We start from the raw sequence: 13,697 nt of genomic DNA, 5'->3' as shown, positions 1-13,697 counted from the left end.
TAACAAGCTTAAGGGTATATTTCCTTGTTTTAAGCAGGCGTTTTTTTTACTATTTAGCCTATTTAGTTTTCCGTGATCAATTGCTAACCGGGGGTTGTCACTTTGTGGGCAGCGGGTTTGTTGATGGGAGAAATCTTGATATGAGTAATGACGGCGTAAACAAAGGTCGGCGCCGTTTCCTTGTCGGTGCTACCTCAGTTGTTGGGGCGGTAGGTGCTGTCGGGGTCGCCGTACCTTTTGTTGCATCTTGGAATCCGAGTGCGAAAGCACGTGCTGCAGGCGCTCCAGTGAAAGCAGACATCTCTAAACTGGCACCAGGCCAGCAGATGACTGTTGAGTGGCGTGGTAAGCCAGTCTGGATCGTATATCGCACACCTGAGATGCTGGAGCGTTTGGAGCAGATCAATGATCTGTTGGCTGATCCAAACTCTGCAGTACCTCAGCAGCCAGACTACATCACAGGTGTAGCGCGTGCGATTAAGCCTGAGTATGCGGTAATGATAGGGATCTGTACCCATTTAGGTTGTTCTCCAACCTATCGCCCTGAAGTTGGTGCGGCGGATTTAGGTGCAGACTGGCCAGGCGGCTTTTTCTGTCCTTGCCACGGATCGCGCTTTGATTTATCTGGGCGTGTTTATAAGAGTGTTCCAGCACCAACCAATCTTGAGATTCCACCTCACAATTATGAAAGTGACAAGGTGATCGTGATTGGTGTCGATAAGGAGACAGCCTAATGGGTAACCCGAATCGAGTAAAAGCTGAAAGCGGCATCATGCGCTGGATTGATGATCGTTTTCCAGCAACTCAGATGTGGCAAGACCACCTGAGCAAATACTATGCACCTAAGAACTTCAATTTTTGGTACTTCTTTGGTTCTTTGGCGCTTTTAGTATTAGTTAACCAGATTCTTACAGGTATTTGGTTAACGATGAGCTATAACCCAAGTGCTGAAGGCGCTTTTGCTTCCGTCGAATACATCATGCGTGATGTAGAGTATGGTTGGTTGATTCGCTATATGCACTCCACAGGGGCATCAGCCTTCTTTGTGGTCGTTTACCTACACATGTTCCGTGGCATGATGTATGGGTCTTATAAAGCGCCTCGCGAGTTGATCTGGATCTTCGGGATGGCAATTTACTTAGCTCTGATGGCAGAAGCTTTCATGGGTTACTTGCTGCCTTGGGGACAAATGTCTTACTGGGGTGCACAGGTTATTATTTCCCTGTTTACTGCAATCCCTGTCATTGGTGGTGATTTAGCTCAGTGGGTTCGTGGCGACTTTTTGATCTCTGGCATCACGCTAAACCGCTTCTTTGCACTGCATGTTATTGCCTTACCCATCGTTTTGCTGGCTCTAGTTGTACTACATATTCTAGCGCTGCACGAAGTTGGCTCTAACAACCCTGACGGCATTGATATCAAAAAGAATAAAGATTCGAACGGCATTCCTTTAGATGGTATTCCTTTCCACCCTTATTATTCGGTAAAAGATATTGTTGGCGTTGCTGTATTCTTGTTCGTTTTCTGTACGATTATCTTCTACTTCCCAGAAATGGGCGGCTACTTCCTTGAGCCACCTAACTTCGAGCCGGCAAATGCACTAAAAACACCTGCACACATTGCACCTGTATGGTATTTCACACCTTTTTATGCCATGTTGCGTGCGGTCACTTTCCCTCTCTTTGGTCTTGATGCCAAATTCTGGGGTGTGGTTGTGATGGGTGCTGCGATTGCGATTTTGTTCGTATTGCCTTGGTTAGATCGTAGTCCTGTACGTTCTATTCGCTATAAAGGTAACTTAAGCAAGATTGCCCTAGTTCTGTTTGCAATTAGTTTTGTGATCTTGGGCGTGTTAGGTGCTCTGCCTTCAACACCAGGACGCACTTTGGTCGCACAAATTGCAACCTTGGTTTACTTCGCGTACTTTGTGCTCATGCCTTTCTACACTAAGATCGAGCAGACTAAACCAGTTCCGGAGAGGGTAACAGGCTAATGAAAAAGCAATTACTTGCATTGTTCATGGCAATAGTGCCTTCATTGGCACTGGCCGCAGGAGGTGGCAACGTTCACCTAGACGAAATGAAACCTGATATTTACGATCAGCCTTCCTTGCAAAGGGGTGCCCATCTGTTCGTAAACTATTGTATGGGATGTCACTCCATGCAGTATCAGCGTTTTTCACGTACTGCTGAAGATATCGGTATTCCACAGGATGTCGTGGAACAAAACTTGATTTTTAGTTCAGCGATCAAATACAACGATCAAATGCGCATTGCAATGAACCCTAAAGATGCAGCTCAGTGGTTTGGTGCGCCTCCCCCTGATCTGACTTTGACTGCGCGTTTACGTGGTACAGATTGGATTTATACTTATTTGCGTAGTTTCTATGTTGATCCTGCGCGTCCTTGGGGAACTAACAATACTGTATTCCCAGACGTAGGTATGCCGCACGTGCTAGAGCCTTTACAAGGTGTACAAACGAAGGTTTGTGAACCCGGTAGCGAGGCTGCAGCTAAAGCAACGGTTGTAGATCCTTTAACTGGAAAAACCTCGGGTGGCAATGAAGGTTGCTTCAAGCTGGTAAAACAAGGCAGTATGAGCCCACAAGAATTTGATAAGGCCATGTATGACCTAACCAATTTCTTAGCTTATGTCGGTGAGCCTTCAAAGTTAGAAAGTAACGAGATAGCGCCAAAAGTGCTAATTTTTATCGTGATCTTCTTCTTTGTATCTTACCTGCTGAAGAAAGAATACTGGCGTGATATACACTAAGCGCTTCACTTAAGTGTAAAATAAGGCGCGTGCCCCTCTAGGGTACGCGCTTTTTTATTAATGATGAATGTGTGTCAGAATAAAACTTCCCGCTGAGGCTCTGTAAAGGATAAGGAATCTAAGAGCCTGGGCAGATTACTTACAGATGTGAATAAGCATCTAGGCTTTTAACAAGAGGGTGTTTCAATGGGCGTAGTGGCCAAGCGTTCTTCCATGACTTTCTACTCAAATGGGGAGGATCATTACAGCCATCGAGTGCGCATAGTGCTGGCTGAAAAAGGCGTAGCTGTGGATATCCTTGATATTAATCCAGCCAACAAACCAGAAGAACTTGCAGAGCTAAATCCTTATAACAGTCTACCAACTCTGGTGGATCGTGAGCTTGTGTTATATGCGTCTAATATTATGATGGAATATTTAGACGAACGTTTTCCGCACCCGCCTTTGTTACCTGTGTATCCTGTTGCTCGTGCTGAAAGTCGTCTTTGGGTGTATCGTATTGATAATGAGTGGAGCCCACTTGTTGATACTATTATGGCAGGCGAAGACGCTAAAGCAATTGATGCTGCACGTAAGCGTTTGAAGGAAGATTTCACTGCAATTGCTCCTATTTTTGCAGAAAAACCCTATTTTATGAGTGACGAGTTTAGTTTAACTGATTGTTGTATGGCGGCTATTTTATGGCGTTTACCACGCTTAGGGATTGAGCTGCCTGAAAAATCGACACGTTATTTACAAGAGTATATGGGACGCCTGTTTGAACGCGACTCTTTCCGCGAAAGCTTGTCTGAAACTGAGCGTGAAATGCGTTAAGTGTCTTAAGCCTTGTGCATGAACCTGTTATAGGTAATAGGGCGCAAGGCTGGTTGGAAAAGTGTTTTAACAGGAGTTAGTCATGTCGCTATCAAGTCGCCCCTATTTGTTGCGCGCTTTGTATGAGTGGTTGGTGGATAATCACCTTACCATCTATGTGATGTTGGATGCTGGGCACCCGCAAGTAAAAGTGCCTCAACAGTATGTGAAGCAAGGGCAAATAGTATTGAACATCTCGCCAGAGGCGGTGCGTGGCCTCACTCTCGATGATGCTTTGAGTTTTAGTGCACGTTTCGGTGGGGTACCTATGCAAATTTATGCCCCAATTGAGGCTGTGTTAGCGATTTATGCGCCTGAAAATCCACAATGGGGATATGTTTTTGGGCATGAGCCTGTCATTCCTAGTCCAGAGGAAGCAAAGACTCAGGAAGAAGCCTCTCTAAGTTTATTATCGAATCAAGAAGCTGAACAAGTGCCTTCAGAGGCAGAGCAAGTGGATACCAAAACTGCATCAACAGAAGATGCTAATCGTCCTGGGCGTGCTCATCTTAAGGTCATTAAATAATTGACCTGTATATTGGCGGGCTGGCTTGAGAATAAATGCCAGCCTGCCAAAGCTAAAGTGGCTAATCAAGATACTCAAATACCTTCACAATTTTTTGTACACCAAGGACACGCCGTGCAGCATCAACCGCAATATCTGCTTCAGTGCGTGTTAACAGCCCCATCATATAAACGACTCCAGCCTCAGTGACTACTTTAATTCGCCTGCTATCAATACGCGAATCTACACCAAGTTGCGTTTTTACTTTAGAAGTTACCCAGGAATCGTTTGCCCGTGCCATAAGGGAGCTTGCGCCGGCAACTTGTAATTCATTGTGCACCAAACGCACTTTACGTACTTTACTTGCAATATCCCCTGCTTTGACCTTCAAAGCTTGAGTAGGGACTTGACCAACCAAAAGCAAAATATTGTTGTAACTAACAGAGACAATATGAGCTTCAGCAAAACGTGCATCCGAAGCAGCGATTTGAGCTTCGGCTTTCGACTCTATCAACTCATCATCAAGCTGAGTGCCTAAAGTTCTGCGGCCATAATCTTCCTGCGGATTTGTGGCACAAGCGCTAAGAAAACTGAAAGTCAGTAAGACAAGCACGAAAGATACAAGACGGCTGGGCATATACTGGGTCTCCTGTTTCAGTAAAGGCGGATGGTTTATTCATTACTTCCAAATAGCTGGTGATCAATTAAATCACAAAGACAATGAATGACTAATAAATGCACTTCTTGAATCCGCGCAGTAATTTTATGGGGTACCCGAATTTCGCAGTCATCTGCAGCAAGTATAGAAGCAATGCTGCCACCGTCACGGCCCGTTAATGCGATTACCTGCATGTCTCTTTCATGGGCTGCTTTGATTGCACGAACCACATTGGCTGAGTTCCCACTGGTGGAAATAGCCAATAAAATATCGCCAGGATGTCCAAGCGCAAGAATCTGCTTAGAAAAGACTTCACTATAATCATAGTCGTTGGCGATCGAGGTTAGGGTCGAAGCGTCTGTGGTCAAGGCTAATGCAGGTAAGCTAGGACGCTCACGTTCAAAACGGTTGAGTAGCTCAGAAGAAAAATGTTGGGCATCCGCTGCTGAGCCGCCATTGCCACAGCTTAAAATTTTTCCATCATTCACTAAAGCCTGCACCATCATTTGACTAGCAAGCTCAATATAGGGGCTAAGTACCTCACTGGCCTGCACTTTAGCATCAATACTAGCGTTGAAATGTTGAATAATACGATCTTGCAAATCCATTAAAGTATCCTAAATTTTGCCTAACTCATAAAAACAAAGGTTAAATGATATTTTGTAACCAAGTGCAGTGCCAAGTACCTTGCGAACGTGCAACACATACTAAATCAATACGAGATTGTGGATAGTTTGCCTGTGAAAAATGTTCAGTTAAAAAGGTATTGGCTGTATTTTGAATACGTTCTAGCTTGGTGTGCGTTATAGATTCTAAGGCAGAAACAAGAGCTTGTGGACGTCGGTAACGTACTTCAACAAACACCAGAATTGGCCCCTGCCACATGATAAGGTCTAACTCCCCACCTGGTTTGCGGTAATTCTTATACCAAAAGGTTAAGCCCTGCTTTTGTAAATAATGCAAGGCTTTTTCCTCCGCTTGCTGACCTATCGATGTGGTGCTTGGGCCTTTATTCTTCATCATCAGCCGTGGAAGTGTCTGTTGGCTGCGCATGACGATCACCACGCATGGGTAAGCCATCAGCAAAGTATGCCCAGAAAAGCTCACGCCGAATGCGTCCCTGCTCAAGACTAAGATGCCCTGTACCACCTAATAAACGGCTATTGGGTAAAGCTTTTAGCATAGGCATACGTGTAGCCAAAAGATAAGCGTCACTGCCCATAGCATATAAGCGACTATAGTGCAGCATTTGCTGTGGCCAAGCGGCACGAATACGCTGGTTGAGTAAATCAGAGCTATCTAAATGCCAAGGAAGATCACAAAATTGAATGCCGTTTAAATCTCTGTCTTGCTCTGGGTTGGGCTCACCTGTATACACATGAGAAGTAGCAAGTACGGGTAAATCGGCCGCAAAGTAATAGGCCAGAGCTGGTTTTACTTGCCGTGCAACTGAGGGTAAACCTAGTAAAAATAACCAGTCGGCATCTTGGCGTGGACGTGGGGTAAACTCTATTTTGCGTCGGATAAGCTGCACGAGTTTATCCTTGCGTGCTTCACTCTGGGGAATATCTAATAAGCGACTGACAGACTCAACAAGAGGTTGGTTAGCGCTGTAGCGTTCTACATGTACCAGTTGGCCGCCAAGCTTGTGCCAACTGGCTTCAAAGCTTGCAAGGACACGCTCACCCCAAGGATCTTGCGGAATCAGGACCAAAGCGCGTTTTAGACCTTGTGACCAAGCTTTATGGGCAACTTGTTGAGCTTCATCTTCCGCAGACAAGCCAAATTCGATTAAATCTGGATTGCGTGTTGTATTTGTGCCGTAATTCAGTGCTAGGGTAGGCAAGGGTAAAGTAGATTTTTGTTGGAGTTGGGTAACCTTAGCTTTGGCAAGTGGGCCCACAACAAAATCTGCGCCCTCAGCACGTGCTCTTTGATATAAAGCGTCTAAATCAGCACCTTCCGTGTTGTAAAATTTGAGCCTAGGTGCAGGTAATCCTTGTTGACTGGCAAATAATTGGTGTGCAATCAGGCCATTTCGCAGTGCTTCTGCAGGTGTGGCTAAGGCGCCGGTCTCTGGCAAAAAGACGGCGATTTGTTGGACAGGGTTTTGTGCCATACGAGTTAGCAAGGCCACATCCTTCGGGAGCTGACTGGATGCTGGATGTTCTGGATAACGCGTTTGCCAGCGTAAAACTTCATCAAACAAATAACTGATTTCTTGACCACTTTGCTGGCGTAAATAAGCCAGCTCAAACCAACCTTTTAATTCACCTTGGGGTTCTTGTTGCGACATAGCGCCTAATTGAATGGCATCCAAACGCATCAAAGATTGCCACAAAGCTTGGTAGGAAAGACGTGCCTCTTGCTCAGGTTGTAAGCGCGCTAGTTGAAAGTAAGCACGTGCAGCACCCTCATGCTCACTTAATGCTTGGTAGGCTTGGGCACGTTGGCGATGAAATTGCATTTGCTCACCAAAGGTGAGGCTAGGCAGTAAGTTAGGCCCCAGACGCTCCAGCCAAGCTAAAGCCTGTTGTGCTTGTCCGAGTGTGAGCGCAGCTTGGGTATGTGCTTGTAGCAAACGCCACTGACCTTGGCGTGTGAGTAGACTTGGCGAGATCACAGGCGCAACTTGTAAAGCCCGTGTATACTCTTGTGCTGCAACTAGGCGTTCTAAAACATCTAGGCGTAATGCAGCCGCCTGAGGCGCTGGCATAGTCTGTGCTTGTCGCAACAAATCATCTACAGAAATACGAGAAGTGGTAAAAGGTAGGCTAGGTCGAGAAGACGAAGGCGAGCTAGCACAGCCAGTTAGCAAACTCGTCAGTAGCACCAGCACGAAAAATACTGGCAAAAATTGCCCTTGGGGCTGGCTGCCAGATAGAGGTTTAGAGGCTGAGCAATCCATAAATCTTGATTCCTGCATATTTAACCTGAGAAGTCTGCACGCTTCCTATAAATAAATCTATAGATCCTAGTAATGAGGAAATATCATGTCTGAGGCTGCATTGTACGTGGTTGCCACCCCAATTGGTAATCTTGAGGAGATGAGTCCTCGTGCGCAAGCGGTATTAAAGGAAGTAGATTTAATTGCAGCGGAAGACACACGCCACTGCAAACAACTGTTAAAACACTTTAGCATTCAAACCCCTAGCCTTTCTTTACATGAGCATAACGAAAGCCAACGCATAGACCAACTATTAAACTTATTGGCAGCAGGAAAAAAAATAGCCTTAGTTTCCGATGCAGGCACGCCTTTAATCTCTGATCCAGGGTATTTGCTAGTGCGTCAAGTACGTTCGGCTGGTTATCCTGTCATTCCTGTAGCTGGGCCCTGTGCTTTAATTAGTGCGCTAAGCGCTTCTGGATTAGCTTCGGATCGTTTTTATTTCGAAGGTTTCTTGCCAGCTAAAACTGTGGCACGGCAAAAACGTCTACAGGCTTTGGCAGACTACAAAGCAACCTTAATTTTTTATGAGGCACCGCACAGAATTTTGGAAACCCTAGCAGATGCACTTAGCGTATTCGGTGGGGAGCGTCAAGCATGTATTGCACGTGAAATCAGCAAAACATACGAAACTTTCTATACAGCTTCTCTCTCTGAAGTACAGGCATGGTTATGTGCTAACCCACAGCAAGTACGTGGGGAGTTTGTTTTTTTAGTAGAAGCATGCAAAGCCAATACTTCGGCAGATACCCCGAGCGAGGAAGCACAGCACCTGCTTGAATTGCTGCTGCAAGAAGGGTTAGCTTTAAAAAGAGCCTGCCATTTAGTGGCCAATGTGTACGCAGTCAAGAAAAATCATTTATATCAATGGAAATTGCAACAATCCTCAGGTTGTGCAGAGTCGTGAAGGGTTTGAATTTGGGATAAGATCAACAAAAGCAAAGGAATCCTAAAAATAGGGCTTTGTTTTTTCTAAAAAAAGGATACAATCAAATTGCAGACTGGAAAAAGGAGTGAATCATGCAATTAAATATCACTGGTCATCATCTTGAGCTGACTGACGCGCTGCACGAGTATGTGAACACTAAGTTCACCCGTTTAGAGCGCCATTATGACCACATTACCAATGTGCAAGTCACTCTAACGGTTGAGAAAGAACGACAAATTGCGGAAGCGACGCTTTCTGTTACTGGCGGTGAGGTTCACGCTCATGCGGAATCTGAAGACATGTATGCAGCAATTGATGGGCTGGTTGATAAACTTGATCGTCAATTGATTAAACATAAAGAAAAAACTCAAGCTCGTCTGCAAGGAGCCGATGCGCGTTAATTGCGGGCATCAGCTTTTATTGGTTATGCATATTACTGATATTATCACCCCTGACCGAGTCCTTGTTGGCTTGGCTGGGGGTAGTAAAAAGCGAGTGCTTGAATTTTTTAGCAAGTTCATCGCACAGAATATGCCAAGCTTAGATAGTGGCGAGGTTTTTGCAAACCTCGTCGCTCGTGAAAGGCTTGGTAGTACTGGGATTGGCCACGGTGTTGCCATTCCACATTGTCGCATTAGTCATTGTCAGCATGCTGTAGGTACTTTTATTAAATTGCGTGAGCGTGTTGATTTTGATTCGATTGATGGGGATCCTGTTGATCTGATTTTTATTTTGCTCGTCCCTGAACATGCTTGTGAGGAGCACTTACATACTTTGGCAATGCTTGCAAAACTGTTTAGTGATGAGGATATGCGTCGTCGCTTACGTCAAACAGATACCAACCCAGCCTTATTCGAACTTTTATCTACCGCAATTCCTGCCGCTATGCTGCCTTCTGAAGATAACCCCTAGTCGTTGAGTGTACCTGGGTATATTGACGGGCAGAGTTTAGGAATACTCTAAAATCATTTTCGATTGAGGTGTATATGAAACTGGTCGTCATTAGTGGGCGCTCAGGCTCAGGTAAAAGTGCTGCTTTGCATTTACTTGAAGACCTAGGTTTTTTTTCTATTGATAACTTACCTGTTGGTCTTTTATCTCCCCTAGTTGAGCAAGCGCTACAACAACAAGATACCCAGCATGCGCGTATTGCTGCAAGTATAGATGCGCGTAACCTGCCGCAAGATTTACACCAGTTCCCAGAGATTTTACGTCATCTGCGCCATCGAGAAATTGATTGCGAAGTCCTCTATTTAGATGCTAGTGAGAAAGTGTTATTTGAGCGTTTTAGCGCAACCCGACGCAAACACCCGCTAACTCGTCAAGATAGCCTATCACTTGCAGAAGCCATTGCTTATGAGCAACAGTTACTAGAGCCTATCGCAAACCTCGCTGATTTACGTTTGGATACAACAGACTTATCTGTGCATCAATTAAGAGACCTTATCTGTCAACGTGTAGAAGGTAAGGCCGGTCATCCTATGTCTATTTTGGTAGAGTCTTTTGGTTTTAAGCATGGGGTACCTTTAGATGCAGATTTGGTATTTGATGCACGTTGCCTACCTAATCCCTATTGGGAAACAAATTTGCGTGATTTAACTGGGTTAGATGTCCCTGTACAAGCTTTCTTAGCAGAAGCAGAAGAAGTGCAGCACATGCAAGCGGACATTTATCAATTACTCAGTCATTGGTTGCCCCGTTATCAGGCAAGTAATCGTAGTTACATGACGATTGCTGTTGGTTGTACGGGAGGACAACATAGATCGGTTTACTTGTGTGAAGCCTTGGTGGGTGCATTGCGGGCAGATTATCCACAAGTACAGATTCGGCACCGAGAATTAAAATTGCCTTGAGATGATAATAAAAACGATAGGTTAGGCATGTTAGATTGTGATATTACCTTGGTGAACAAAAAGGGCTTACATGCACGCGCAGCGACACGCTTAGTTGAAGTGAGTCGTGCCTATCAAAGCCAGCTGACTTTATTTAAAGGGGCGCAAAGTGCTGACACACGTAATATTATGGCGTTACTTATGTTAGCCGCGCCCTGTGGTACTCAGTTAAAGTTACATGCTCAAGGCGAGGATGAAGCAGATGCCTTAGCTGCAGTGGTTGCTTTAATTGAGGATGGTTTTGGTGAAGATGATTAAGTTGGTTTGAGCAGGAGACCCATAAAATGGATTGTATTTTTTGCAAATTAGTTAAAGGCGAGTTGCCAGCTGATATTTTATATCAAGATGATGAAGTCATGGCATTTCGTGATATTGATCCGAAAGCGCCACATCATTTTCTAGTAATCCCTAAACGCCATATTGCGACCTTAAATGATTTGACACCGGAAGATGCTGCCTTGGTGGGGCGCTTGCAAGTGACAGCAGCCCAGTTAGCTAAAGAATATGGTTTTGATGAAAGTGGCTATCGTGTGGTCATGAATTGTAATCAAGATGGTGGTCAAACGGTGTGGCATATTCATATGCATGTTTTGGCAGGGCGCACATTAAGCTGGCCGCCAGGTTGAGATTTTTTATCCCTGATGCGGTTACAAAAAGACGCGCTTTAGGCAGCGTCTTTTTTTTGTCACTTTGATGACACTTGTGGACTAGGATTTTGTGCACATGCGATATATAGTGAACTTAAGTATAGATTGATAGTACAAGGTAAAGAGATCAAAACACGTAAACTATCTGCGTCAGAAAACTGTCATTCTTTAACGTTAGGCTAAGCGCAAGCGCTAAAGCTTTAAGTCCACCGACTTGTTTAATAAGGAAACTTTATGGACCACGTGATCAAACAAATCCTTGCTCCTCATGCACCTGAGCACGAAGATCATCATCACCAGCAGCTGCAATATTTCTTACAGCAAGCCAAAGAAACGGGCAAACCAGCACCGACAGCGGTTGTACATCCTGTAGATACTAACAGTTTGCGAGGTGCGATTGATGCTGCTGAAGAAGGCCTAATTGATCCTGTCATTATCGGTCCTGAACATAAAATTCGTCAGGTTGCTGAAGAAGCAGATATCAACTTGGCGAACTATCGCATCTGTTCAACGGAGCATAGCCATGCTGCTGCTGAAATGGCTGTTGAGCTAGCGCGTAATGGTGAAGTCCATGCGTTGATGAAAGGTAGTTTGGGGACCTCTGAATTGTTAGGCGCTGTGGTGAATAAGCAAAAAGGCTTGTTAACTGAACGTCGCCTTTCGCACGTATTTGTACTAGACGTGCCGAGTTACCATAAATCTTTATTGGTTTCAGATGCAGCGATTAATATTGTGCCTGATCTGATGGTCAAACGCGATATCCTACAGAACGTGATTGATTGTGCGCATGCTCTGGGTGTTGCTATGCCTAAGGTGGCAATCTTGTCAGCAGTCGAAAAAGTAAAAGCAAATATCCAATCAACTTTAGATGCGGCAGCTCTCTGTAAAATGGCGGATCGTGGTCAGATCACAGGGGCAATCGTGGATGGCCCTTTGGCTTTTGATAATGCGATTTCTGCTGAAGCTGCCCAAGCTAAGCATATTAATTCCCCTGTCCCTGGTGACGTGGATATTTTAATGGTACCTAATTTGGAATCAGGGAATATCCTAGCAAAGCAACTACAATATCTAGCGGGCGCTAAATCTGCCGGCATTGTGATGGGGGCGCGCGTGCCTATCATCCTCACTAGCCGTGCAGCGAAGCCGTTGGAGCGTTTATCATCTTGTGCAGTTGCAGTGCTTGTGGCACGTAAGCTAGGACGTTTACTATGAACATGATTTTGATTGTCAATGCAGGTTCTTCCAGCCTGAAATGCTCACTTTTCGATGTAGATCAAGGCGATGTGAAACAACACTATCGTGTAAAAGTGGCTAATCTTGCTGGGCCTGCACGTTTAGAAATTTATGATCATGCGGAAAATATTGATGGCGTATTAGTTGATAAAGAAACATTATCTGCTGAACAGCTCGATGTAGCGCATGGGAATGCGCACGCACAGGCGTTGAAAGTGGTCATCGACTGGATCACGCATAATACACGCTACAAAATTGCATGGGTCGGCCACCGTGTGGTACATGGTGGTACCTTCTTTACAGCACCTGTAGAAGTCAATGCAGATAATCTTGCGCAATTGGAATCCTTGATTCCGTTGGCACCTTTGCATCAACCTTACAACCTAAAGTTGATTGAGCTGTGTCGTGAATTTCTGCCAGATTGTCCGCAAGTGGCCTGCTTTGATACTGCCTTCCATGCAACGATTCCTCATGTTGCCAGTCATTTTGCCTTACCGCGTCAGCTAACTAATGAAGGCGTACGTCGTTATGGTTTCCATGGCTTATCTTATGAATATATCCATGACAAATTATCACGCCTAGATCCAGAGTTAGGCAGCAAGCGCTTGGTTGTCGCGCATTTGGGGGCGGGTTCCTCTATGTGTGCGATTAATGAAGGCCAAAGTGTTGCCTCGACGATGGGCTTTACTGCGGTAGAAGGTTTACCCATGGGTAGCCGTTGTGGTCAGCTAGATCTAGGGGTGATTTTATATTTGATGCGTGAGCACAAAATGAGTGTTGATGACATCGAAAGCTTGTTGTACAAACAAAGCGGTTGGCAAGGGGTCTCTGGGGTTTCTAGTGATATGCTCACTCTGCATCAGTCAGACAACCCGCATGCACAAGAAGCCATTGATATGTTTGTCTACCGCATTGCACGCGAAACTGGCAGTCTAGCAGCTGCTTTAGGTGGCGTGGATGTGTTTGTATTTACTGGCGGCGTTGGTGAAAATGATGCACAAGTACGTGCTCAAGTTGCCCACCAGAACGAATGGTTAGGCATGAAGCTTGATCCAGCACGTAATGAAGGTAACGAATATCTGATTAGTGCAGATGACAGCCGTATTAAGGTGTTTGCGATTCCAACCAACGAAGAAAAAATGATTGCACGTCATACATTACGTACACTCGGTGTGATTGCTTAATCTTGCATTGAGTTAGCATATAAAACAAAGGCTCCCAAGATGGGAGCCTTTTTTATTACTTAGTTAACCAAGCACTTAG

General features: G+C 45.0%; 17 protein-coding genes. 13 read left to right on the top strand and 4 right to left on the bottom strand.

What is annotated here, in order from left to right:
* Window positions 1-140: 140 nt before the first annotated feature.
* The 5 genes from petA to BMX05_RS01650 all read left to right on the top strand — a co-directional run bounded on the left by petA (window position 141) and on the right by BMX05_RS01650 (window position 4,150).
* Complete coding sequence (petA, locus tag BMX05_RS01670; RefSeq protein ID WP_093308210.1) at window positions 141-734, top strand: ubiquinol-cytochrome c reductase iron-sulfur subunit; 594 nt, start codon at window positions 141-143, stop codon at window positions 732-734.
* Window positions 734-1,993, top strand: a complete 1,260-nt coding sequence (locus BMX05_RS01665) for a cytochrome b (protein ID WP_093308209.1) — start codon at window positions 734-736, stop codon at window positions 1,991-1,993. The genes petA and BMX05_RS01665 overlap by 1 nt, the downstream gene beginning before the upstream one ends.
* A complete protein-coding gene (locus BMX05_RS01660) occupies window positions 1,993-2,772 on the top strand; it encodes a cytochrome c1 (RefSeq protein ID WP_093308208.1) in 780 nt (259 codons plus the stop codon). Before BMX05_RS01665 ends, BMX05_RS01660 begins: the two co-directional genes overlap by 1 nt.
* A 186-nt stretch (window positions 2,773-2,958) precedes the next feature.
* Window positions 2,959-3,585 carry a stringent starvation protein SspA gene (sspA, locus tag BMX05_RS01655; RefSeq protein ID WP_093308207.1) on the top strand — a complete coding sequence of 209 codons (627 nt, stop codon included), beginning with the start codon at window positions 2,959-2,961 and terminating at the stop codon, window positions 3,583-3,585.
* An 82-nt stretch (window positions 3,586-3,667) separates the two neighbouring features.
* Window positions 3,668-4,150, top strand: coding sequence for a ClpXP protease specificity-enhancing factor (locus BMX05_RS01650; protein WP_093308206.1), 483 nt, complete (start codon window positions 3,668-3,670; stop codon window positions 4,148-4,150).
* Between the two features lie 61 nt (window positions 4,151-4,211).
* On the opposite strand, the gene BMX05_RS01645 is transcribed toward BMX05_RS01650, so the two are convergent.
* From BMX05_RS01645 to BMX05_RS01630, 4 genes are read right to left on the bottom strand one after another with little or no spacing between them, the layout of a single operon-like run.
* On the bottom strand, window positions 4,212-4,766 hold the full coding sequence (locus BMX05_RS01645) for a BON domain-containing protein (protein WP_093308205.1): 555 nt from the start codon (window positions 4,764-4,766) through the stop codon (window positions 4,212-4,214).
* 35 nt (window positions 4,767-4,801) lie between these two features.
* A complete protein-coding gene (locus BMX05_RS01640; protein ID WP_093308204.1) occupies window positions 4,802-5,395 on the bottom strand; it encodes a phosphoheptose isomerase in 594 nt (197 codons plus the stop codon).
* Window positions 5,396-5,435: 40 nt separating this feature from the next.
* Window positions 5,436-5,840, bottom strand: a complete 405-nt coding sequence (locus BMX05_RS01635) for a YraN family protein (RefSeq protein ID WP_177166741.1) — start codon at window positions 5,838-5,840, stop codon at window positions 5,436-5,438.
* Window positions 5,797-7,695: a penicillin-binding protein activator gene (locus BMX05_RS01630; protein ID WP_177166740.1), complete on the bottom strand. Its 1,899-nt coding sequence runs from the start codon at window positions 7,693-7,695 to the stop codon at window positions 5,797-5,799. Before BMX05_RS01630 ends, BMX05_RS01635 begins: the two co-directional genes overlap by 44 nt.
* An 85-nt stretch (window positions 7,696-7,780) precedes the next feature.
* Between BMX05_RS01630 and rsmI the strand changes: the two genes are divergently transcribed.
* The 8 genes from rsmI (at window position 7,781) to BMX05_RS01590 (ending at window position 13,618) form a co-directional block, all read left to right on the top strand.
* Window positions 7,781-8,641: a 16S rRNA (cytidine(1402)-2'-O)-methyltransferase gene (rsmI, locus tag BMX05_RS01625; RefSeq protein WP_093308201.1), complete on the top strand. Its 861-nt coding sequence runs from the start codon at window positions 7,781-7,783 to the stop codon at window positions 8,639-8,641.
* 113 nt (window positions 8,642-8,754) lie between these two features.
* The gene (hpf, locus tag BMX05_RS01620; RefSeq protein WP_093308200.1) at window positions 8,755-9,063 is read left to right on the top strand and encodes a ribosome hibernation promoting factor; all 309 of its coding nucleotides are present in this window, start codon (window positions 8,755-8,757) and stop codon (window positions 9,061-9,063) included.
* On the top strand, window positions 9,053-9,574 hold the full coding sequence (gene ptsN, locus BMX05_RS01615) for a PTS IIA-like nitrogen regulatory protein PtsN (RefSeq protein ID WP_317622216.1): 522 nt from the start codon (window positions 9,053-9,055) through the stop codon (window positions 9,572-9,574). Before hpf ends, ptsN begins: the two co-directional genes overlap by 11 nt.
* 74 nt (window positions 9,575-9,648) lie before the next feature.
* Complete coding sequence (rapZ, locus tag BMX05_RS01610) at window positions 9,649-10,515, top strand: RNase adapter RapZ (protein ID WP_093308199.1); 867 nt, start codon at window positions 9,649-9,651, stop codon at window positions 10,513-10,515.
* 27 nt (window positions 10,516-10,542) lie between these two features.
* Window positions 10,543-10,812 carry an HPr family phosphocarrier protein gene (locus tag BMX05_RS01605; protein ID WP_093308198.1) on the top strand — a complete coding sequence of 90 codons (270 nt, stop codon included), beginning with the start codon at window positions 10,543-10,545 and terminating at the stop codon, window positions 10,810-10,812.
* A gap of 26 nt (window positions 10,813-10,838) precedes the next feature.
* Window positions 10,839-11,180, top strand: a complete 342-nt coding sequence (locus tag BMX05_RS01600) for a histidine triad nucleotide-binding protein (protein WP_093308197.1) — start codon at window positions 10,839-10,841, stop codon at window positions 11,178-11,180.
* A 255-nt stretch (window positions 11,181-11,435) separates the two neighbouring features.
* Window positions 11,436-12,413: a bifunctional enoyl-CoA hydratase/phosphate acetyltransferase gene (locus BMX05_RS01595; RefSeq protein WP_093308196.1), complete on the top strand. Its 978-nt coding sequence runs from the start codon at window positions 11,436-11,438 to the stop codon at window positions 12,411-12,413.
* Window positions 12,410-13,618, top strand: a complete 1,209-nt coding sequence (locus BMX05_RS01590; RefSeq protein ID WP_093308195.1) for an acetate/propionate family kinase — start codon at window positions 12,410-12,412, stop codon at window positions 13,616-13,618. Before BMX05_RS01595 ends, BMX05_RS01590 begins: the two co-directional genes overlap by 4 nt.
* The last annotated feature ends 79 nt before the right edge of the window (window positions 13,619-13,697 follow it).

Source organism: Allopseudospirillum japonicum, assembly GCF_900108915.1.
In the GTDB taxonomy this organism is placed as follows: domain Bacteria; phylum Pseudomonadota; class Gammaproteobacteria; order Pseudomonadales; family Halomonadaceae; genus Pseudospirillum; species Pseudospirillum japonicum.
The sequence above is the reverse complement of the archived record's forward strand: the minus strand, read 5'-3'. Positions and strand labels throughout refer to the sequence as shown.